This window comes from Streptomyces sp. NPDC005266 (assembly GCF_040607655.1).
Taxonomy (GTDB): Bacteria; Actinomycetota; Actinomycetes; order Streptomycetales; family Streptomycetaceae; genus Streptomyces.
In genome coordinates, this window is sequence record NZ_JBEXHC010000019.1 from 92,325 (window position 1) to 108,498 (window position 16,174).

The following is a 16,174-nucleotide window of genomic DNA, read 5'->3' on the forward strand; positions in this document are numbered from 1 at the left end:
GGGCCGCGCCGGGCCGGGGGAATCCGCCTCGGCGGGATCGCCCGGGGCGCCGGGCGCCCCCGGCTTGTCAGCCGTCTCGTCCGTGGGGGCACCGGCTCCGGGCGCCGCGACAGCCCCGTCCCCGGGGTCTTCCTTCCCCGTCCCGGACTGCCTCTCGGGCTCTTCGTGACCGGATCGTGCGCCGACCGCCAAATCCCCCACATCCACTCCTCACGCCTGACTGCCGCCTGCCCCATGCACGGCGCAGGACCACCACTCCCATAACGAGCGGGAGTTCCGCAGGGGTCGGGAGCTGGACCATTCCTTGCTGATCCATGGGGGACAGCCTATGCGGCGAGCCCGCCGCCTGCGTGGCCCCGCCCGGCGCGTCCTGAACAGACGCATAGGTTCCGGGCTCCTCGAGCTGCCGCATGTGTCCGAACGGCCAGGCGATCACCACGGCACGGCCGACCACACTGCTGTCCGAGACGGTGCCGTGGTAGGGCTCGTCCAGATGCACCCGGGAATCCGCCGAGTTGGACCGGTGATCCCCCATCACAAAGATCCGCCCCTTCGGGACGGTCACCTTGAACTGACGCTGCGACGGCGCGTTTCCAGGGTGCAGATACGGTTCGTTCAGCGGGGTCCCGTTGACCGTGACCTTGCCGTTCGTATCGCAGCACGCGACCGTGTCGCCGCCGACCGCGACCACCCGTTTGATCAGATCCTGTTCATCCGAGGACGGCAGCAGACCGATAAAGGTCAGAAACTCCTTGCCCTGCTTGATGACCGGCGGATCGTCCTTGGCCGGCTTGCGCTCGTCCTCCAGCCAGCCCCCGGGGTCCTTGAAGACCACCACATCGCCGCGCTCCGGCTTCGAGCCGAACCACGGGGTGAACTTGTCCACCAGCACCCGGTCGCCGATCCGGATCGTCTGCTCCATCGAGCCGGACGGAATCACGAACGCCTGCACCAGGAAGGTCTTCAGGACCAGCGCGATCACCAGCGCCACGCCCACCAGGATCGGGATCTCCTTGACGGCCGAGCGACGCCGCCTGCGCGTGATACGGCGCTGGATCCTGCGCCGCTCCGCGCGCCCGCCCACCCGGCGCTCCCCCGGCAGCCGGGGCTGCGCCTCGCCGATGGTCACACCCGCGCGCCGCGTACCGGTCCGCGGTCGACCGCGGCTACCCATGAGCGCCGCCCGGGTCGGCGTCCTGTAGGGCGCGCGGCTGTGCGGGCACGCCCCCGAAGGCGTCCGGCCGGCCCAGCCGGGACCAGTGGCCCAGCGGCCAGCCGATCCAGTCGGCGCGCCCGATGACCTTGTCGACGGGGACCGTGCCCCCGCCGGGCGCACCGAGATGGTCGCGTGAGTCCCGGGAGTCGCTGCGGTGATCACCCATCACCCACAGCCGTCCCTCCGGCACCACGATGTCGAAGGGCACCCCCGAGGGGGCGTCCCCCGGGTACAGGTAGTCCTCGTCCACCGGCCGACCGTTCACCTCGATCCTCCCCCGCTTGTCGCAGCAGATGACCCGGTCACCGCCGACGCCCACCACGCGCTTGATGTAGTCGGACTCGGCCGGCTCGGCCAGTCCGACCGCCGCGGCCGCCCTGCGCAGCACACCGGTCACCGGGTTCCCGGCCGGCTCCTCCTCGCGGAAGGAGCCGATGCCGTCGAACACGACAACGTCACCGCGGCGCGGATCGTCCCCGAAACGGTAGGCGAGCTTGTTCACCAGCACCCGGTCCCCGGGGCGGAGGGTGTTCTCCATCGAACCGCTGGGGATCAGGAACGGCTGCATCACCAGGCCGCTCACCAGCAGTACAAGCAGGGCGCAGACCGTCGCCAGCAGCGCCCCACGCCGCCACGGCCCGCCCCCGGTCAGCCATGCGCGCGTCCGCGCCCACGAAGCCGGTGCGGACGACGAAGCCGGCGCACGCGAAGAGCGCGACCGCTCCTCCTGCTCCTTCTCGGAGCAGGAGGAGCGGTCGCGCTCCGCGAGCTGTCCTTGGGTGTCCATCGGGCCAGAGCCTATCCGGCCCGGCCGGAACATCCTGCCGTAGCTCAGTTGTCGCGCAAAACTCGGCGCGAAACTCGGCTTGCCGCGACTCAGCTGTCGCGCTTCTCCTTGATCTTCGCGGCCTTGCCGCGGAGGTCACGGAGGTAGTACAGCTTCGCACGGCGCACATCACCGCGGGTGACCAGCTCGATCTTCTCGACGATCGGGGTGTGCACCGGGAAGGTGCGCTCGACGCCGACGCTGAAGCTCACCTTGCGGACGGTGAAGGTCTCCCGCACGCCGGCGCCCTGGCGGCGGATCACGACGCCCTTGAACTGCTGGACACGGGAGCGGTTGCCCTCGATGACGCGGACGTGCACGTTGACCGTGTCGCCGGGGCGGAAGGTCGGGATGTCGCTGCGCAGCGACGCGGAGTCGACGGTGTCGAGCAGGTGAGACATGATCGTCTGCTTTCCTCGCCGATGCCACAGGTCATCGGCGGAATATCGGGATGATGATTTGGAGTGCCGCCCTCATCGGACGGCGTCGGTCCCCCTGTGGCAGGGGCGCGCGCCCGGACGTACGGCAGCGGCCTATTCTTCCACGCCAGGGTCCGACCGCCCAAATCGGGCCCCGTGGTCGGACTCGATCGCCTCCCAGCCCAGCTCGGCCAGGAGGGCGCGGTCGTGTTTGTCCAGCGCCGCCGGGTCGCAGCGCTCTATCAGGTCCGGCCGGTTCTCGCTGGTGCGGCGGAAGGCCTCGTCCCGGCGCCACCGCGCGATCTTGCCGTGATGGCCGCTGACCAGCACCTCCGGGATGACGCGCCCGCGCCACTCGGGGGGCTTGGTGTAGACCGGCCCCTCCAGCAGGTCGGCCATCGCGCCGGGGGCGAAGGAGTCGTCGCGGTGCGACTCGGCATTGCCCAGCACACCCGGCAGCAGCCGGGCCACGGCCTCGGTGATCACCAGGACGGCGGCCTCCCCACCGGCCAGGACGTAGTCGCCGATCGAGACCTCATGGACCTCGAGCCGCTCCCCGTACTCCTCGATCACCCGCCGGTCGATGCCCTCGTAGCGGGCGGGAGCGAAGATCAGCCAGGGACGCTCGGAGAGTGCGACCGCGAGGGTCTGGGTGAACGGGCGGCCGCTCGGGGTGGGCACGACCAGCGTCGGTTTCGCCAGCCCCTCGCCCTCCCCCGACGCGATGACCTCATCCAGCGCCTCGCCCCAGGGCTCGGGCTTCATGACCATGCCCGGGCCGCCACCGTAGGGGGTGTCGTCGACGGTGTTGTGCCGGTCGTGCGTCCACGCGCGCAGGTCATGGACGCGGACGTCCAGCTGACCGCGGGCGCGTGCCTTGCCGACCAGCGAGACGTTCAGCGGCTCCAGGTACTCCGGGAAGATCGTGACGACGTCGAGCCTCATGACGACGCGTCCTCACGGCCGCTCGCGATCTCGGCGTCGGCCTCGTTCAGCAGCCCCGGCGGCGGGTCGATGACCGCGCGCTGCGCCTCCAGATCGATCTCCGGCACCACCTCGGAGACGAACGGGATCATCGCCTCGCTGCCGTCCGGGCGCCGGACGATCAGGAGATCCTGGTACGGCAGATGGGAGATCTCGGAGATCCGGCCCACCTCCGTGCCGTCCACGGTGACCACATCGAGGTCGATCAGCTGGTGGTCGTAGAACTCCTCGGGGTCCTCGGGGACCTCCGTGGGGTCGACCTCCGCGATGAGGAGGATGTTGCGCAGCGCCTCCGCGCCCGTACGGTCCGTCACGCCCTCGAACCGCAGCAGCAGCCGGCCGCTGTGCACTCGGCCGGTCTCGATGGTCAGCGGCCCGGCCGAGGCGGGCTCGGTGGCCAGCACGGCGCCAGGGGCGAGCCTCAGCTCCGGCTCGTCCGTCCGCACCTCGACGGTGACCTCACCCTTGATGCCATGGGCACGGCCGATCCGCGCGACAACCAACTGCACTATGCGATGTCCCTTCACACACACGGGCCGGGGACGGCCCATGGCCCTCCCCGGCCCGTGCCGGTGCTCTTCTTCGCCTCAGCGGACCTGGTCCACGTCGACGAGGTCGACGCGGATCCCACGGCCGCCGATGGCGCCCACGACGGTACGCAGGGCGCGCGCGGTGCGGCCGTTGCGGCCGATCACCTTGCCGAGGTCATCGGGGTGCACCCGGACCTCCAGCACACGCCCACGACGCAGATTGCGCGAGGCGACCTGCACGTCGTCGGGGTTGTCGACGATGCCCTTCACCAGGTGCTCGAGGGCTTCCTCGAGCATCCTCAGGCCTCGGTCGACGCGGTGGAGTCAGCGGCCTCGGCCGCCTCGTCCGACTTCTTCTCCGACTTCTTCGCCTTCTGGGTGATCGCCTCACCCTTCGGCTCGTCACCGGCGTCCTTGGCAGCGGCCTCGAACAGGGCGCGCTTGTCGGCCTTCGGCTCGGCGACCTTCATCGGGGCCGGGGCGGGCAGGCCCTTGAACTTCTGCCAGTCGCCGGTGACCTTCAGGATGGCCAGCACCGGCTCGGTCGGCTGCGCGCCGACCTTCAGCCAGTACTGCGCACGCTCCGAGTCCACCTCGATGCGCGACGGGTTCTGCACCGGGTGGTACAGGCCGATCTCCTCGATGGCCCGGCCGTCACGGCGGGTACGGGAGTCGGCGACGACGATGCGGTAGTGAGGCGAACGGATCTTGCCCAGACGCTTCAGCTTGATCTTGACTGCCACGGGAGTGGTGTCTCCTGGTCTTGACGTGGTTGAGCACAACGAAGTGCCGCGTGGGGTTGCGGTACCCGAGTGCCCGATGGACGCGTCAGCCGGAGGAGAGAGGGATCCAGGTCGACTGTCGAGTACAGCGGACCATTCTGCCACACCGCGGCCGGTCAGCCGACCGCGGCCACCTCCGGGATACGGAAGGGCTTCCCGCATCCGCCGCACATGATCGGCGCCTGGGCCAGCACCGAGGGGACGACGCGGACATTGCGCCCGCACTCGCACACCGCCTTGACCCGGACACCGCCACCGGACGAACCGTGCCGCGCGGCGGGCCCGCGGAAGGTGCGCGAGGTGTCGGCGGCGGTCGCGACGGTGTGCGCCTTGAGCGCCCGCTGGAGGCGGTCGATCGTGGTCCGGTACCGCTTTCTCGCCTCGGGACTGAGGGTGACCAGGGAGAAGCCACTGCTTGGGTGCGGCTCCTCGGAATGGTCGAGCCCCAGCTCCTCGGCGATCGCCAGGAACCGGCGGTTGTGGTAGCGGCCGGCGCGCGAGGTGTCACGGACACCGCGGGCGGCGGCGATGCCATGGACTGCCTCATGCAGCAGCCGTTCGAAGGAGAGCTCGGCGCCACATGCGGACGACGACTCTCCGATCAGCGATTCGGGCGCGGCGAGATCGGGCAGCTCGGGGTGGTGCCGTTGAATGTCGGCCCACGCCTGTGCCAGCTCTGCGGCGAGAACAGGTGGTGTCGTGCTCACGTCGTGCTAACGAGCAGGAGCCGCCCGGTGTTCCGATTCCGGGGCATCCCAAATAATTTGCACGTACCAGTCAGTTAACGCTGATGTGCCGCGACGAGGGCGGGTGCGTACATGTATGGATTGAGCCACCCACCGCGCCCCAAGGCGGTACGTACCGGTTCAGTAGGCCCGGGCGACCAAGGCGACGTTACCGGGCGCGTCATCGGAGTCCGGCACCGCCCCGTCCTCGGTGACCAGACACCGCACTGACACGGACTGCTCGGCGAGCGCCTCCTCGCCCTCCGGGCCCAGATCCGCCCACCGGATACGCGCCCAGCCGCCCGCCGCGGCGGCCTCGGCCGCCTCCTGCACGGTCCGCACCTCCGTGGTACGGGCCTCACGGCGCTCCCGCGCCTGGCGCAGCAGCAGCGCCTGGTCCTCCTCGAGGGCCTTGGGCACCAGCCCGGCCAGCAGCTCGGTGCGGACCGGCTCCTTGCCACCAGGGATCCGCCGGGCCACCATCGCGGTGCCGCCCTCCAGATCCCGCGGGCCGACCTCGACCCGGACCGGGACCCCCTTGAGCTCCCAGTCGACCGCGCGCCGGCCGAAGGGGGTGTCCGTACGGTCGTCGACCCGGACCCGTACCCCCGCCGCCGTCAGCGCCTCGCCGATCTCACGGACCTTGGCGAGCACCGCCTCATCGCCCTTGATCGCCATCACCACGACCTGGACCGGGGCCAGCCGCGGCGGGACCCGCAGCCCGTTGTCGTCACCGTGCATCATCACCAGCGCGCCGACCATCCGGGTCGTGCTGCCCCAGGAGGTCTGCCAGACCAGCTCCTGCGTACCGTCCTTGGACAGATAGCTGGTGTTGAAGGCGCGGGAGAAGTTCTGGCCGAGCTCATGGCTGGTGCCGAGCTGAAGCGCCTTGCCATCGCCCATCATCCCCTCCAGCGTGAGGGTGTTGAGGGCGCCCGCGAAGCGCTCCTTGGCCGTCTTGCGGCCCAGGACGACGTCCATCGCCAGGACGTTCTCCATGAAGTCGGCATAGACGTCGCGGTGGATACGGGCGGCGTAGTCCCGGGCGTCCTCGTACGTGGCATGGGCGGTGTGGCCCTCCTGCCAGAGGAATTCGGTCGTCCGCAGGAACAGCCTCGGCCGCAGCTCCCAACGCACCACATTGGCCCACTGGTTGATCAGAAGCGGCAGATCGCGGTAGCTCTGCACCCACTTGGAGAAGTACTCGTTGACGATCGTCTCGGAGGTGGGCCGGACGACGACCGGCTCCTCGAGCTCCTTGCCGCCGCCGTGCGTGACGATGGCGAGCTCCGGCGCGAAGCCCTCGACATGGTCGGCTTCCCGGGTCAGATAGGACTGCGGGATGAAGAGCGGGAAGTACGCGTTCTGGGCGCCCACCGCCTTGATCCGGGCATCCATGTCCTGCTGCATCCGCTCCCACAGCCCGTACCCGTACGGTCGGATGACCATGGTGCCGCGCACCGGACCGTTATCGGCCAGCTCGGCCTTGTTGATCACGTCCTGGTACCAGCGGGGGAAGTCCTCCGCCCGGGGGGTGAGCACGGGAGCCTTTGCCATGGCGCCGATCGTACGGCGGCAGCGCACGGAACCGTGAATCGGGCAAAAGAGGCCAGGCCGAGCGGGGGCGGTCCGGGGCGGTCCGGGGTGGCCCGAAGGCGGCCCGGGGAGTGGGGCGGACACAAGGGCGTGCGGGGGCGCACAAAAGGGGCACGCAAGCACGGCCGTGAAACCTCTGGACGCGGGAACGGATGCGGAGTTCTCTGGCATACGGGGGTGGGACGCCACAGCGCACGACGGCGGATGCAAACCGGATCTGACGACGGCACGCTCTTTCGCTGATTGGGGCCCTTTGATGACAACAACGCTCGTACGGCGGCACCTCCCGAACCCGCCCACCTCGCACGCGGCCGAACCCGACGCCCGCGCCCGCGACTGGGCGGAGATCCAGGAGCGGATGCTGGTGCCGCTGTACGAGGCCGTCTACGCACGGCTGGACATCGGCGCCGGAACCCGGCTGCTGGGCCTGGGCTGCGGCTCGGGCCTGGCCCTCCTCATGGCGGCCGCGCGCGGCGCGGCGGTCTGGGGAGTCGACACGGACGAACGGCGCCTGGACCTCGCCTATGAGCGGCTGGCGTCCCCGGGCACACCGCGGGGCGACACCGCGCCGCCCGTGCCGCGGCTGGGGCTCGGCGGCCCCAAGAGCGCCTGGGTCCGCGAGGCGGGAGCGGAGGCCGGGGCGGCCTTCACCGTGGTGACCGCCTTCGCGCCGCTGCCCGCCCCGGGTGCGGGCCCCGCCGTGGCCTCGGCGGCCTCCAACCTCGCGGCCGCCGCCGCGCTCGCCGAACGCGGCGGCGCCGTGGTGCTCGTCGGCTGGGGCCCACCGGAGCGGTGCGCCACCTCCGCCGTCCTGCGGGTGGGCGCGCGGCTGGCGGACCCGATGTGCGCCCCGGCCCGCTGGCGGCCGTGCGGCCGGGACGACCTGGAGGAACTGGCCGGGCGGGCCGGGCTGCGGCCGGACGGCTCGGGCCGGGTGGCCTGTCCGTTCGGCTACGCCGATATGGACAGCGCGGTCCGCGGGCTGCTGTCGACCGGCCTGTTCGACGCGGCGGAGCGGGCCACCGATCCGACCCAGGTGGCCAAGGAGATCGCCGAGGCGGTCCATCCGCATCAGCGTGCGGACGGGACGGTGTGGATGCCGAATGTTTTCCGCTATCTGGTGGCTCGGGTGTGACTTCGGCCCACCCGTGACGCCCCGCACACACGCTCGTTGGAACATGCGCCCGGCAGTGACACGGCTTTCTCCGCCGCTGCGGAGGTGGCCCGGGCAAACAGCGATGCGGTAACCCGATGAAACTTCGCTCCCCGCGGCCGCGGGGAGCTCCGGCGGGGCGCACGGCGTGCGCCCCGCCGGAACATCACTTCGGGGGAAGGAAGTCCTTGAACTCCTCCGGGAGTTCGAAGTCCTTCGCGCCCTGACCACCGCCGGGCAGGCCGAGCGCGTCGCCCTGCTCACGGCGCGCGGCGGCTTCCTGCTCCTGCTGGGCGCGCTTCAGCGGATTTCCGCTGCGCTGGCGGCCCTTGGCCTTCTTCTGCTGCTTGCCCTTGCGCTTGGCACTGCCGCCCATACCCGGCATGCCCGGCATCCCAGGCATTCCCGGCATGCCACCCTGCGCCATCCTCGACATCATCTTGCGCGCGTCGAAGAACCGCTCCACCAGGTTCTTGACCGCGCTCACGTCGACGCCGGAGCCGCGCGCGATACGGGCGCGGCGCGAGCCGTTGATGATGTGCGGGTCCTGGCGCTCGGCGGGCGTCATCGACTTGATGATGGCCGCGGTACGGTCCACGTCCCGCTCGTCCAGATTGTTGATCTGGTCCTTCATCTGGGCCATGCCCGGGAGCATCCCGAGCAGCTTGGAGATGGAGCCCATCTTGCGGACCTGCTCCATCTGCGCCAGGAAGTCGTCGAGGGTGAACTCCTTCGGCCCCTTCGCCAGCTTGGCCGCCATCTTCTCGGCCTCTTGCTGGCTGAAGGTCTGCTCGGCCTTCTCGATCAGGCTGAGCATGTCGCCCATGCCGAGGATGCGGGACGCCATGCGGTCCGGGTGGAACGCGTCGAAGTCGTCCAGCTTCTCGCCGTTGGAGGCGAACATGATCTGGCGGCCGGTGACATGCGCGATGGACAGCGCGGCACCACCGCGCGCGTCGCCGTCGAGCTTGGAGAGCACCACGCCGTCGAAGCCGACGCCGTCGCGGAACGCCTCGGCGGTGTTCACCGCGTCCTGGCCGATCATCGCGTCGACGACGAACAGGACCTCGTCCGGGCGGACGGCGTCACGGATGTCCGCCGCCTGCCGCATCAGCTCCTCGTCGATGCCGAGACGGCCGGCGGTGTCGACGATCACGACGTCGTGCTGCTTGGTCTTGGCGAACTCGATCGAGTCCTCGGCGACCTTCACCGGGTCGCCGACACCGTTGCCCGGCTCCGGGGCGAAGACCGCGACGCCCGCGCGCTCGGCGACCACCGAGAGCTGGTTGACGGCGTTGGGGCGCTGGAGGTCACAGGCGACCAGCAGCGGGGCGTGGCCCTGGGACTTCAGCCAGAGGCCGAGCTTTCCGGCGAGCGTGGTCTTACCGGCACCCTGCAGACCCGCGAGCATGATCACGGTCGGCGGCTGCTTGGCGAAGCGGAGCCGGCGGGCCTCGCCACCGAGGATACCGATGAGCTCCTCGTCGACGATCTTGATGACCTGCTGGGCCGGGTTGAGGGCCTGGGAGACCTCGGCGCCGAGCGAGCGCTCCTTGATCTGCTTGATGAAGGCCCGTACGACGGGCAGCGCGACATCCGCTTCGAGCAGGGCGATGCGGATTTCGCGCGCCGTGGTGTCGATGTCGGCCTCGGAGAGGCGGCCCTTGCCCCGGAGGTTCTTGAAAGTCGCTGCGAGGCGATCGGAGAGGGTATCGAACACGGTGGTCGCGAATCCTTCGGTCGGATGTCGGGTCTGCGGTCGGCCTCCAAGGGTATCCGCCCGCCGAGCGTACGGTCTTCCCCCCGTGCCGCGGCCGTTCCTTCAGTCCTGTCGCAGCGCCCGCTCGACCTCCTGGGCCACTTCTGCCGCGCGCATCGGCTCCAGGGGCGCCCCGCTCGTATCGGTGACGTAGAACGCGTCCACCGCGTTCGCGCCGAGCGTGGACACATGGGCGCTGCGCACCGCGACCCCCGCGTCCTCCAGGGCCCGGCCGATGCGGTGCAGCAGGCCGGGCACGTCCTGGGCGCGGACCTCGATCACCGTGGCGAGCTGGGAGCTCCCGGGCGCGACGGTGACCCGCGGTGGCGGGGCGTGCGCGCCGCGGCGGCGCGGATACTTCCGGTACGCCGCCTCGCGCTCCGCGAGCCGGGCGGCGATGTCCAGCGAACCGTCCAGGGCCCGCAGCAGGTCGTTCCGCAGCCGCGCGGCCTGCGGCAGCGAGCCGTACTCGGCCGCCACCCGCCAGCTCAGCAGCAGGACGCACGGGGCCTTGCCCGCGTTGTCCGCCCCTGCCAGCTCCTCCGGCAGCTCGACCGCGCGCAGATCCGCCGCCCGCACCGTCAGCCGGTGCAGGGCCAGCACCCCGGCCGCCGTCGGCAGGACGCCGGGCTGGTCGGGGACGGCGATCAGCAACTCGACGCCGATCGGCTCCGGGCCTGCCGGCTCCTCGGCCTCCGGCGGCCCCTCCACGCCCCCCGGGAAGATGCCGGTCTCCCCCGGCGGCAGCGCCTCGGAGCGCGCGTGCAGCGCCAGCACGGGGCCGCCGGTGCGCCAGGCCTCGATCGCGAGCCGCTCCTGCTCGGCCGTCGTCTGCTGCGGGGTGGCCGGGGCCGCCGCCGGTGCGCCCGCGAGGACGGCCGCGACCCGCTTGACCAGATCGGCGACGAGCGAGCCACGCCAGGCGCTCCATGCGGCGGGGCCGGTGGCCAGCGCGTCCGCCTCGGTGAGCGCGTGCAGCAGCTCGAGGGTGACCGGGCTGCCCACGGCCTCGGCGACGGACCGCACCGTGGCCGGATCGTCCAGGTCGCGGCGGGTGGCGGCCTCGATGAGCAGCAGATGGTGGCGTACCAGGGTGGCGAGGACGGCGATGTCCGCGCGGTCGAAGCCGATCCGGGCGGCCACGTCGCGGGCGATGGTCTCCCCGGCCACCGAGTGGTCGCCGGGCCAGCCCTTGCCGATGTCGTGCAGCAGGGCTGCGACCAGCAGCAGATCGGGGCGGCCGACGCGGCGGGCGAGGGCACCGGCCCGCACGGCGGTCTCGACGAGATGCCGGTCGACGGTCCAGCGGTGCACGGGGTTGCGCTGGGGGCGGCAGCGCACCCGCTCCCAGTCCGGCAGCAGCCGGGTGATCAGGCCCTCGGCCTCCAGGGCCTCCCAGACCTCCACGGTGGACTCCCCGGCGCCCAGCAGCGTGATCAGCTGCTCCCGGGCCTCGGGCGGCCACGGCAGGGGCAGCGGCCGCGCGGTGGCGGCCAGCCGCCGTACGGCGTGCAGCGAGAGCGGCAGGCCGGCCTGGGCGGCGGCCGCGGCGGCCCGCAGAGGGAGCACGGGGTCGCGCTCGGGGCGCGCGGCGCGGGCGAGCACCACCTCGCCGTCCTGTTCGACGACGCCCTCGGCGAGCGGACTGCGCTCCCCCGCGTCCGCGCCGCTCCCGGCGCCCGCCCGGCCGCGTCCGCCGAGCAGTCCACGCAGCCGCGACCGGGGCGCCGAGCGGGCCCGCAGCACCCGCTCGACCTCGCGCCAGGTCACATCGCTCGCGTAACCGACGGTCCGCGCGGACTCGTAGACCTGGCGCAGCAGGGCGTCGGCGTCCAGCAGCCCGAGCGCGGCCGCGACCTGGTCCTGCTCCTGGAGCGCGAGCCGGTCGGTGGCGCGGCCGGTGGTCAGATGGAGCGCGTCGCGGACGTCCAGCAGGCGCCGGCGTGCCTCGTCCAGGCCCTCGCGGGGCGCGTCGGCGAGCCAGGAGGCGGCGATGGCGCGCAGCGCGGTGGCGTCGCGCAACCCGCCGCGGGCCTCCTTGAGGTCGGGTTCCAGGAGGAACGGGAGCTCGCCGTGGCGCTGGGCGCGCTCCTGGCACAGCTCGTGCAGTTGGGGCAGGCGCCGGGGGGCCTGGGCCCGCCAGTCGGCGAGGACGGCGGTGCGCAGCCCCGCGGTGAGGGCGGCGTCGCCCGCGATATGGCGGGCGTCGAGCAGCCCGAGCTGGACCTTGAGGTCCTCGCCCGCGGTCCTACGGGCTTCCTCGGGGGTGCGTACGGAGTGGTCGAGGGCCAGCCCCATGTCCCAGACGGGGTACCAGACGTGGTCGGCGAGCGCGGCCAGGGCGGAGGAGTCCGCGGTGCCGTCGTGCAGCAGCAGCACATCGAGATCACTGCGCGGGGACAGTTCGCCGCGTCCGTAGCCGCCGACGGCGACCAGTGCGACGCCCTGGCCGGCGCCCGCGGTCCGGGCGCCGCCGGTGAGCAGTGCGGCGAGCCACTGGTCGGTGAGCTCGGCGAGGGCGGAACGGCGCGGCGGCCCGGACCGCGACCCCTCCTGGAGGAGTCGCAGCCGGGCCGCCGCGTAGCCGCCGGGCCCCGAGCCGGTGGTCTCGGTCGTGGTCTCGACGCTGTCCGTCAACGAGGCTCCCTGTCGTGCCGTGGCCATCCGGTGGAGTGGGCCCTCAGAGGGCGTCCGGGCCGCGCTCGCCGGTGCGGACCCGGACCGCGGTCTCGACGGGGACGCTCCACACCTTGCCGTCCCCGATCTTGCCCGTGCGGGCGGCCTTGACCACGACGTCCATGAGGTCCTCGGCGTCGCCGTCCTCGGCCAGCACCTCGATGCGGACCTTGGGCACCAGGTCCACGGTGTACTCCGCGCCCCGGTAGACCTCGGTGTGGCCGCGCTGCCGCCCGTAGCCGCTGGCCTCGGTGACGGTCAGGCCCTGCACGCCGAACGCCTGCAGCGCCTCCTTGATCTCCTCGAGCCGGTGTGGCTTGACTACTGCCGTGATGAGCTTCACGCGTCCACCTTCTTGTTGTGCGGCGCGGTCGCGCCGACAGCGGCCTGGTTGGCGGCGGGCACCGTACTACGGGGCGATCCGCCGACCGCGCTGAAGTCGTAGGCCGTCTCGGCGTGGAAGACCTGGTCGATGCCGCTGATCTCGTCGTCCTCGTCGGCCCGGAAGCCGATGGTGACCTGGATGAGCTTGGCGAGGACCCAGGAGACAACGAAGGAGTAGGCCAGCACGGTGAAGGCGCCGAGGGCCTGCTTGCCCAGCTGGCTCATGCCACCGACGCCGTCGGTGGCGAGGACGCCGACGAGGAGGGTGCCGATGAGACCGCCGATCAGGTGCACGCCGACCACGTCGAGCGAGTCGTCGTAACCCAGCTTGTACTTGAGGCTGACGGCCCAGGAGCAGACGACACCCGCGACGAGGCCGATCAGCATGGCACCCCAGGGATCGACCGCCGCACCGGAGGGGGTGATGGCGACGAGGCCGGCGACCGCGCCGGAGGCGGCGCCCAGCGTGGTGAACGCGCCGTGCCGGATGCGCTCGTAGGCGAGCCAGCCGAGCATGGCCACGCCGGTGGCGATCTGGGTGTTGAACGCCATGCTGGCAGCCGTCTCATTGGCGGCGAGGGCGGAGCCGGCGTTGAAGCCGAACCAGCCGAACCACAGCAGACCGGAACCCAGCATCACCAGCGGCAGATTGTGGGGGCGCATCGGGTCCTTCTTGAAGCCGATGCGCTTGCCGAGGACCAGGGCCACGGCGAGTCCGGCGGCGCCCGCGTTGATGTGGACCGCCGTGCCGCCCGCGAAGTCGATCACTCCCTTTTTGAACAGCCAGCCGTCGGCCTGCCACACCCAGTGGGCGACGGGGAAGTAGACGACCGAGACCCACAGGGTGATGAACAGCGCCCAGGCGCCGAACTTGACGCGGTCGGCGACGGCTCCGCTGATCAGCGCGGGGGTGATCACCGCGAACATCAGCTGGAAGAGGGCGAAGGCCAGGACCGGCACCGCGTCGGGCTTCTCACCCCACAGCGAGGTCGGCTCGATGCCCTTGAAGCCGATGTGGTCGAGATTGCCCAGCAGTCCGCCGCCGACGTCGTCACCGAAGGCGAGCGAGTAACCGAACAGCACCCACAGCAGGGAGACGATGCCCAGCGAGATGAAGGACATCATCAGCATGTTGAGGGCGCTTTTCACCCGCACCATGCCGCCGTAGAAGAAGGCCAGGCCGGGCGTCATCAGCATCACGAGTGCGGCGCTGATCAATACGAACGCGGTATGTGCGCCATTCAATGTGGACGTCTCCTCGAAACGACGGCCCGTGCGGGCAGAACATTGATGTGGGCCGGTATTCGCCACGAGATTGGCGCAGCACCGTTTCAGTCGATGCCACCCGATGTTTCGCCGCAGTGACGAAGGGCGCCTGAGTGTTACGTGCCGGTGAACCGCCGTCACAGGGGCCGGTCGTTCCGTTAGCGTCCCGCCATCGCCGCCAGGACGCTTCAGACGGCCTGGCCGGCCCCCGCCGCATCGGGGGTGTCGGGCATCAGGGTGATCAGCCGCTCGCCGAGCTCGGCGATCTCCGGCACCTCGCCGAACTGGCGCACCGCCGTGTCCACGGTCTTGCGCAGCCGGTTGTTCACCCGCTCCGAGCGCACTCGCTGGGCGAGCGGCAGCGCCTTCTCGGCCATCGCCGCGCACTGCTCGGGCTCCGTCTGGAGGAGATGGACGGTGGCCATGCCGATCAGGTTGAGCGCATACGAACGCTGGTGGCCGCCCTCGCCCTCGGTCTCCTGGCCGAAGAGCTCCACGGCCCTGCGCATCACCGGGTCGGCGAGCTGGGCGTAGGTGGGGCTGCGCCCGGCCACATAGGCGAGATCGCGGTAGGCGTGGGCGTTCTCCGCGTTGAGCTCGGCCTCGGAGAAGAAGCCGATCCAGTCCGGGTCGCCATCGCCCGCGGCGCAGTCGGCGAAGGTGTCCTCGGCCATCTTCACGGCGCGGTGGCATTTGCTGGGCTGGCCCATATTGGCGTAGGCGCGGGCCTCCATCGCATACAGCATGGCCTGGGTGCGCGGGGTGGCGCTCTCCCGGCTGCCGTACTGCGCGAGGTGGATGAGCTCCAGCGCGTCGTCGGGCCGCCCGACATGGATCATCTGGCGGCTCATGCCGGAGAGGATGTACGAGCCGAGGGGCCGGTCGCCGGATTCCTTGGCGGCGTGCAGCGCGAGCACGAAGTACTTCTGCGCGGTGGGCTGGAGCCCGATGTCGTAGCTCATCCATCCGGCCAGCTGGGCGAGCTCGCCCGCGACCTTGAACAGCCGCTTGGAGACGGCCTCCGGGTGGGGCTCCTGCAGCAGATCGGTGACCTCGTGCAGCTGGCCGACGACCGCCTTTCGGCGCAGCCCGCCGCCGCACTGGGCGTCCCAGGCGCGGAACATCTTGATGGTGGACTCCAGCAGCTCCAGCTCGGGCTCGGAGAGCCGGGAGATCCGCCGGGTGCGGCCGCCGTCGGAGGACCGGGCGCCCGCGGCCTGTCCGGCCGGCGAGGGGACGAGCCAGCGCTGCATGGGCTCGATGAGGGACGGGCCCGCGGAGAGCGCGAGCGAGGTGCCGAGGAAGCCGCGCCGGGCGAGCATCAGATCGCTGCGGGAGAACTCTCCGATCAGCGAGACCGTCTCCGGACCGGCCCAGGGAAGGTCCACCCCGGACACGGACGGTGACCGGTGGGCCGAGCGCAGCCCGAGGTCCTCGATGCCGACGACGCAGCCGAAGCGCTCGGAGAACAGCTCGGAGAGGATCTGCGGAATCGGCTCGCGCGGCTGCTCGCCGTCCAGCCAGCGGCGCACCCGCGAGGTGTCCGTACTGATGTGATGAGCACCTAACTGCCGTGCTCTGCGGTTGACTTGGCGGGCCAGCTCGCCCTTCGACCAGCCGCTGCGCACGAACCACGACCCCAATTGCGTGTTGGGGCGCTTCTCAGCACCGCCGCCGCCGTCGCCCACTGGAACGCCCCCATCCCACGAATCTTTCCGAACCGCCACCAGAATGCCCTCTGTCACGGTCTGTTGTCCCCGCGATACGGCACATCAACCGCCCGGGCGGGGAACCGCTTCATGCCAGTGGCATGTACCGATCCGTACTCCGCCCACGATCAGGCCGCACTCCACCGAGC

At 71.3% G+C, this 16,174-nt stretch carries 15 protein-coding genes; 1 reads left to right on the plus strand and 14 read right to left on the minus strand.

Annotated elements, in window-relative coordinates:
- Window positions 1–67: 67 nt before the first annotated feature.
- The 9 genes from lepB (ABZU99_RS27105) to proS form a co-directional block, all read right to left on the minus strand.
- Complete coding sequence (gene lepB / locus ABZU99_RS27105; protein ID WP_355948105.1) at window positions 68–1,174, minus strand: signal peptidase I; 1,107 nt, start codon at window positions 1,172–1,174, stop codon at window positions 68–70.
- Window positions 1,167–2,003: a signal peptidase I gene (gene lepB / locus ABZU99_RS27110; RefSeq protein ID WP_355948103.1), complete on the minus strand. Its 837-nt coding sequence runs from the start codon at window positions 2,001–2,003 to the stop codon at window positions 1,167–1,169. Before lepB (ABZU99_RS27110) ends, lepB (ABZU99_RS27105) begins: the two co-directional genes overlap by 8 nt.
- 89 nt (window positions 2,004–2,092) lie before the next feature.
- Entirely contained in the window at window positions 2,093–2,443 is a 351-nt protein-coding gene (gene rplS, locus ABZU99_RS27115; protein WP_355948100.1) for a 50S ribosomal protein L19, read from the minus strand.
- Window positions 2,444–2,575: 132 nt separating this feature from the next.
- A complete protein-coding gene (trmD, locus tag ABZU99_RS27120) occupies window positions 2,576–3,406 on the minus strand; it encodes a tRNA (guanosine(37)-N1)-methyltransferase TrmD (protein ID WP_355948097.1) in 831 nt (276 codons plus the stop codon).
- Window positions 3,403–3,954: a ribosome maturation factor RimM gene (gene rimM / locus ABZU99_RS27125; RefSeq protein ID WP_355948095.1), complete on the minus strand. Its 552-nt coding sequence runs from the start codon at window positions 3,952–3,954 to the stop codon at window positions 3,403–3,405. The genes trmD and rimM overlap by 4 nt, the downstream gene beginning before the upstream one ends.
- Before the next feature lie 78 nt (window positions 3,955–4,032).
- Window positions 4,033–4,272 (minus strand): RNA-binding protein, encoded by a 240-nt coding sequence (locus ABZU99_RS27130; RefSeq protein ID WP_005311361.1) that lies wholly within the window; start codon window positions 4,270–4,272, stop codon window positions 4,033–4,035.
- Between the two features lie 2 nt (window positions 4,273–4,274).
- Window positions 4,275–4,718, minus strand: coding sequence for a 30S ribosomal protein S16 (rpsP, locus tag ABZU99_RS27135; protein WP_355948092.1), 444 nt, complete (start codon window positions 4,716–4,718; stop codon window positions 4,275–4,277).
- 155 nt (window positions 4,719–4,873) lie between these two features.
- The gene (locus ABZU99_RS27140; protein WP_355846349.1) at window positions 4,874–5,464 is read right to left on the minus strand and encodes a hypothetical protein; all 591 of its coding nucleotides are present in this window, start codon (window positions 5,462–5,464) and stop codon (window positions 4,874–4,876) included.
- Between the two features lie 159 nt (window positions 5,465–5,623).
- Window positions 5,624–7,039 carry a proline--tRNA ligase gene (proS, locus tag ABZU99_RS27145; RefSeq protein ID WP_355948089.1) on the minus strand — a complete coding sequence of 472 codons (1,416 nt, stop codon included), beginning with the start codon at window positions 7,037–7,039 and terminating at the stop codon, window positions 5,624–5,626.
- 295 nt (window positions 7,040–7,334) lie between these two features.
- Between proS and ABZU99_RS27150 the strand changes: the two genes are divergently transcribed.
- A complete protein-coding gene (locus ABZU99_RS27150) occupies window positions 7,335–8,213 on the plus strand; it encodes an SAM-dependent methyltransferase (protein WP_356047055.1) in 879 nt (292 codons plus the stop codon).
- A 184-nt stretch (window positions 8,214–8,397) separates the two neighbouring features.
- Here ABZU99_RS27150 and ffh read toward each other — a convergent pair whose 3' ends face one another.
- The 5 genes from ffh to ABZU99_RS27175 form a co-directional block, all read right to left on the minus strand.
- Window positions 8,398–9,951: a signal recognition particle protein gene (ffh, locus tag ABZU99_RS27155; RefSeq protein WP_356047053.1), complete on the minus strand. Its 1,554-nt coding sequence runs from the start codon at window positions 9,949–9,951 to the stop codon at window positions 8,398–8,400.
- Between the two features lie 102 nt (window positions 9,952–10,053).
- Window positions 10,054–12,654, minus strand: coding sequence for a [protein-PII] uridylyltransferase (locus ABZU99_RS27160; protein WP_356047051.1), 2,601 nt, complete (start codon window positions 12,652–12,654; stop codon window positions 10,054–10,056).
- A gap of 16 nt (window positions 12,655–12,670) precedes the next feature.
- Window positions 12,671–13,009 carry a P-II family nitrogen regulator gene (locus ABZU99_RS27165; protein WP_355948078.1) on the minus strand — a complete coding sequence of 113 codons (339 nt, stop codon included), beginning with the start codon at window positions 13,007–13,009 and terminating at the stop codon, window positions 12,671–12,673.
- On the minus strand, window positions 13,006–14,295 hold the full coding sequence (locus ABZU99_RS27170) for an ammonium transporter (protein ID WP_355948075.1): 1,290 nt from the start codon (window positions 14,293–14,295) through the stop codon (window positions 13,006–13,008). Before ABZU99_RS27170 ends, ABZU99_RS27165 begins: the two co-directional genes overlap by 4 nt.
- A gap of 209 nt (window positions 14,296–14,504) precedes the next feature.
- Window positions 14,505–16,004, minus strand: a complete 1,500-nt coding sequence (locus ABZU99_RS27175; protein ID WP_356047049.1) for a hypothetical protein — start codon at window positions 16,002–16,004, stop codon at window positions 14,505–14,507.
- Window positions 16,005–16,174 lie beyond the last annotated feature (170 nt).